We start from the raw sequence: 5,417 nt of genomic DNA, 5'->3' as shown, positions 1-5,417 counted from the left end.
CCCCTGCTTGACAGCCCCTTCGCCCAGCTCGACCTGATTCGCCAGCCTGAGCAACACAATGACCCGTTGCAGGCCTTTGATGCTGCCGATGAGTACCTGCTCAGCTACCTGGCCGAGCAGCAGCCCGGCGCTGCTACCCGCGTGCTGGTGCTCAACGACAGCTTCGGCGCCTTGGCGGCCAGCCTCGAAGGCCGGGTGCACGTGACGTCCAGCGGTGACTCGTTTCTGGCAGCCCAGGGTCTGGAGAAAAACCTGGTGCGCAATGGCAAAGCTTTTGATGCCGTAGCATTCGTCCCCGCCAGCCAGGTCCCGACCGGGCCGTTCGACCGCGTGCTGATCCGCGTGCCAAAGACCCTGGCCCTTTTGGAGGAGCAGTTGATCCGCCTGCAAGGGCAACTGGCGCCAGGCGCCCAGGTGATTGCCGGCGCGATGGTCAAGCACCTGCCACGGGCGGCGGGCGAGTTGCTGGAGCGCTATATCGGCCCGATGCACGCGTCCCTTGCCCTGAAAAAAGCCCGTTTGCTGATCGCCACGGTGGACGCCCGCCCGGCCGCCGTCTCGCCCTACCCTACCCGCTACACCCTGGACGCACCGGCCATCGAGCTGTTGAACCACGCCAACGTGTTCTGCCGCGAAGGCCTGGACATCGGCACCCGTGCCTTCCTCCCGCACCTGCCAAACAATCTCGGCAGCGCCCGCGTGGCGGACCTGGGCTGCGGAAACGGCGTGTTGGCAATCGCCAGTGCCCTGCAAAACCCCGACGCGCAGTACACCCTGGTGGATGAGTCCTACATGGCCGTGCAGTCGGCGGTCGAAAACTGGCAGGCTGCCTTCGGTACGCGCGATGTAAGCGTACGCGCCGCCGATGGCCTCGCCGGCCAGGAAGCCCAGTCACTGGACGTGGTGCTGTGTAACCCGCCGTTCCACCAGCAGCAGGTGGTCGGCGACTTACTGGCCTGGCGCATGTTCCAGCAGGCGCGCGAAGCCCTGGTAGTGGGCGGTGCCCTTTATATCGTCGGCAACCGCCACCTGGGTTATCACAGCAAATTGGCGCGTTTGTTCCGTGGCGTTGAACAAGTAGCCGCCACGCCGAAGTTCGTCATTCTCAAAGCCCGCAAATAAAAAAGCCCTCGTAGCGAGGGCTGGAAAACCGGGCCGCAAAGCCCGGATCGGGATATCAGTGAGTGGTCAGGCCGGCGGCATTCATGAACATGCGCATCAGGCTGGCCACGACGAACAGGGCCAGCACGCTGCCGGTCCAGATCATCGCCAGCCACCCCAGGCGCCGCCATAACGGTTGTTTCTCGGCCTGTTCAATCTCGTGTAACGAAGGTTTGCCGGACATACAACGACCCTCCTAGTGGTAGCCGTCTTCGTGGGTGACCTTGCCGCGGAACACGTAGTAGCTCCAGAAGGTGTAGCCCAGGATAAACGGGATGATGAACAACGTGCCCACCAGCATGAAGCCCTGGCTCTGCGGTGGAGCAGCGGCGTCCCAGATCGACACGGAAGGCGGAATGATGTTCGGCCACAGGCTGATGCCCAAGCCGCTGTAGCCGAGGAAGATCAGCACCAGCGTCAGCAGGAACGGCGTGTAGTGGGCATTACGCGCCACGGCGCGGATCAACCCGTACATGGTCACCAGCACCAGAATCGGCACCGGCAGGAACCAGAACAGGTTCGGCAGGGTGAACCAGCGTGAAGCGATTTCCGGATGCGCCAGCGGCGTCCACACACTGACGATACCGATCACTGCCAGCACCACAAACGCCAATGGCCGCGCCAGGTTGTGCATCTGCTCCTGCAACTTGCCTTCGGTTTTCATGATCAGCCAGGTGCAGCCGAGCAAGGCATAGGCGACCACCAATGCAACGCCACAGAACAGGGTGAATGGCGTAAGCCAATCCAGCGAGCCGCCGGCAAACTGGCGATTCACCACCGGAATGCCATCGATAAACGCCCCCAGTGCCACCCCCTGGAAGAACGTCGCGGCGATGGAGCCACCGATAAACGCCTTGTCCCAGAGGTGACGCTTGTCGTCCTTGGCCTTGAAGCGGAACTCGAAGGCCACGCCCCGGAAGATCAGCCCGATCAGCATCAGGATCAGTGGCAGGTACAACGCCGACAACACCACCGAATAGGCCAGCGGGAACGCGCCGAACAGCGCCGCGCCGCCGAGTACCAGCCAGGTTTCGTTGCCGTCCCATACCGGCGCGACGGTGTTCATCATCACATCGCGGTCGACTTTGCCGGGGATAAACGGAAAGAGGATGCCGATGCCCAGGTCGAAACCGTCCATCACCACGTACATCATGATGCCGAAGATGATGATCACGGCCCAGATCAGCGGAAGATCAATACCCATCTCAATTCCCCTTGTGCTGGATGTGGGTGTGGTCGTCGTCGCTGCCATCATCGGCGGCGGACAACGGACGGGCCGGTGTACGTTTCTGGCCAGGGCCACCATGGGTTGGCTCGCTGCCCTCGTGGGTCTGCGGGCCTTTGCGCACCAGGCGCATCATGTAGCCCAACCCGGCGCCGAACAGCGCGAAGTACACCACCACAAACAGCACCAGCGTAATGGTCATCTGCGCCAGGCTATGCCCGGAGGAAGCATCCGCCGTGCGCATCAACCCGTAGACCACCCACGGCTGGCGGCCGATTTCGGTGGTGAACCAACCGGCAAGAATCGCGATCAGGCCGGACGGGCCCATCCACAACGCCAGGTACAGGAACGGCTTGGACGTGTACATCTTGTCCCCCCGGCGCAGCCACAGGCTGAACAGACCGGTGAAGATCATCAGGAAGCCCAGGCCGACCATGACCCGGAACGACCAGAACACAATGGTCGAATTGGGGCGATCCTCAGGCGGGAACTCCTTGAGCGCCGGCACCTGCTTGTCCAGGGAGTGGGTCAGGATCAGGCTGCCGAGGTACGGAATTTCGACCGCGTATTTGGTTTTCTCGGCCTTCATGTCGGGCCAGCCGAACAGGATCAGCGGCGTCGGCTCATTGCCGATATTTTCCCAGTGGCCTTCAATCGCGGCAATTTTCGCCGGTTGGTGCTTCAAGGTGTTGAGGCCATGGAAGTCACCGATCACCGCCTGGATAGGCGCCACGATCAGGGCCATCCACATCGCCATCGACAGCATGGTGCGGATCGCCGGGTTGTCCTTGCCGCGCAACAAGTGCCAGGCCGCCGAAGAGCCGACGAAGAACGCCGTGGCCACAAAGGCTGCCGTGGCCATGTGCATCAGGCGATAGGGGAACGACGGGTTGAAGATCACCGCCAGCCAGTCGGTAGGAATCACCCGGCCATCGATAATTTCAAAGCCTTGCGGCGTCTGCATCCAGCTGTTGGAAGCCAGAATCCAGAAGGTCGAAATCAGCGTACCGACGGCCACCATCACCGTGGCAAAGAAGTGCAGCTTGCGCCCCACCTTGTTCCAGCCGAACAGCATCACCCCGAGGAAACCCGCCTCCAGGAAGAAGGCCGTGAGCACTTCGTAGGTAAGTAGCGGTCCGGTAACGGCGCCGGCAAAGTCCGAGAAACGGCTCCAGTTGGTACCGAACTGGTAAGCCATGACCAAGCCCGAAACCACCCCCATGCCGAAGTTGACGGCAAAGATCTTCGACCAGAAATGGTAGAGGTCACGGTAGGTGTCGTTGTGAGTCTTGAGCCACAAGCCTTCCAGCACCGCAAGATAACTGGCCAGGCCGATGGTGATCGCCGGGAACAGGATGTGAAACGAGATGGTGAACGCGAATTGAATTCGGGCGAGATCTAGCGCCTCCAAACCGAACATAAGTCTTCCTCTGTCAGGTAATACCGGCTGCTGGCGGGAGCCTGCACCCACTGCCCCCACGGATATGGAGTGTGGCGAATTTCAATTCGTTTCTTTTTTTACCCATCACGTAGGGATCCTGGCCTTGCGGCCGCCAGATCAATCCCGGGGCCGGTTTTGATCTGGATCAAGCATTGCTCAAAGAGTAGTCCCATTTTCGGACGAAAGCCGTGTGGTTCATTGACGCGTGACAGGTTGTCTCAGCTCAGTTCTTGCAACTATTTGTTACAGCTTGATGCTAATCTGCCTGCACCCTCTGCTCCAGACCTGACTTCCCGATGCCCAGTGAACCCGCATTGCTGTTGCGCCACCACCGCCCTTTCATCGCGTTCTGGCTGGCCCGGATCTTTACCGCCAGCGGTTTCCAGATGCTTACCGTGGCCATCGGCTGGAACCTCTATCAACTGACTGGCAATGTGCTGGACCTGGGCCTGGTAGGCCTGGTGGAGTTCATTCCGCGCGTTCTGTTCATGTTGCACACAGGCCACGTGGCCGATCGCTATGAGCGGCGCAAAGTCGCCGCCATCTGCCAGACCGTGCAGGCATTGATTGCCTTGTCCCTGGCCATCGGCGGCCTGACCGGCAACGTGACCCGCGAGATGATCTTTATCCTCGCGTTCCTGCTCGGCGCCGCACGCTCGTTTGAGATGCCCACCACCCAGGCGCTGCTGCCGAGCATCGTGCCGAGCGCGCTGTTCCCGCGTGCCGTGGCCTCGTCGCAATCGGCGCAGCAACTGGCCACCATCGTCGCGCCAGCGTTGGGCGGCTTGCTCTATGCGTTTGGCAGCGTGTGGGTGTATGGCCCACCCGTGGTGCTGTACCTGATCGCCTGCGGGCTGACCCTCAACCTGCCCGCGCGCCAGACACCGCTCAATAAAGCCAAGGCCACGATGGATTCGCTGCTGGCCGGGATCCGCTTTATTCGCAGCCGCCCGGACATTCTCGGCGCCATTTCGCTGGACCTGTTTGCCGTACTGCTGGGCGGCGCCACAGCGTTGCTGCCGGTGTTCGCCAAGGACATCCTGCTGACCGGCGCCTGGGGCCTGGGTCTGTTGCGTTCGGCGCCAGCGGTGGGCGCGTTGTTGATGTCGCTGTGGCTGGCGAGGTTCTCGGTAGACCGGCATGTCGGGCGCGTGATGTTTACCGCCGTCGGTGTGTTTGGCGTGGCAACCATTGCGTTCGGCCTGTCGACGTCGTTCTGGTTCTCCTTGGCGGTGCTGGTGGTGCTGGGCGCGGCGGACATGATCAGCATGGTGATCCGCGCTTCGTTCGTGCAGTTGGAGACCCCGGATGAAATGCGCGGGCGGGTCAGTGCGGTCAACGGTCTGTTTATTGGCGCATCCAATCAACTGGGCGAATTTGAATCGGGGATTACCGCCCATTGGTTCGGCACCGTGCCCGCCGTGGTCATGGGCGGGATTGGTACGCTGTTGGTGACGGGGGTGTGGATAAAGCTGTTTCCGACCCTGGCCAACCGCGATCGGATGCATGTGCCGGTGGAGGAAGCCAAGCTATAAGCCGGTTGAAAAACAGGCAATGTGGGAGCTGGCTTGCCTGCGATAGCTATCTGTC

Annotated in this window: 5 protein-coding genes; 2 read left to right on the top strand and 3 right to left on the bottom strand. The window is 61.5% G+C overall.

From position 1 onward, the window contains the following. Positions 1–1,122 (top strand): methyltransferase (locus FEM54_RS23245; protein ID WP_138453265.1); only part of this gene is annotated, 1,122 nt, incomplete at its 5' end. A 55-nt stretch (positions 1,123–1,177) separates the two neighbouring features. Here the strand turns inward: FEM54_RS23245 and FEM54_RS23240 are convergent. The 3 genes from FEM54_RS23240 to FEM54_RS23230 are packed head-to-tail and all read right to left on the bottom strand — an operon-like array spanning position 1,178 to position 3,806. After that, positions 1,178–1,345: a DUF2474 domain-containing protein gene (locus FEM54_RS23240; protein WP_010206690.1), complete on the bottom strand. Its 168-nt coding sequence runs from the start codon at positions 1,343–1,345 to the stop codon at positions 1,178–1,180. A 12-nt stretch (positions 1,346–1,357) separates the two neighbouring features. Continuing rightward, entirely contained in the window at positions 1,358–2,365 is a 1,008-nt protein-coding gene (gene cydB, locus FEM54_RS23235) for a cytochrome d ubiquinol oxidase subunit II (protein ID WP_138453261.1), read from the bottom strand. A 1-nt stretch (position 2,366) separates the two neighbouring features. Continuing rightward, the gene (locus FEM54_RS23230) at positions 2,367–3,806 is read right to left on the bottom strand and encodes a cytochrome ubiquinol oxidase subunit I (protein ID WP_017139317.1); all 1,440 of its coding nucleotides are present in this window, start codon (positions 3,804–3,806) and stop codon (positions 2,367–2,369) included. A 317-nt stretch (positions 3,807–4,123) separates the two neighbouring features. Here FEM54_RS23230 and FEM54_RS23225 point away from each other — a divergent pair, with 317 nt between their 5' ends. Next, positions 4,124–5,362 carry an MFS transporter gene (locus FEM54_RS23225; RefSeq protein WP_138453256.1) on the top strand — a complete coding sequence of 413 codons (1,239 nt, stop codon included), beginning with the start codon at positions 4,124–4,126 and terminating at the stop codon, positions 5,360–5,362. The last annotated feature ends 55 nt before the right edge of the window (positions 5,363–5,417 follow it).

Source organism: Pseudomonas edaphica (genome assembly GCF_005863185.1).
Classification (GTDB): domain Bacteria; phylum Pseudomonadota; class Gammaproteobacteria; order Pseudomonadales; family Pseudomonadaceae; genus Aquipseudomonas; species Aquipseudomonas edaphica.
This window is presented reverse-complemented; position numbering and strand designations above follow the sequence as displayed.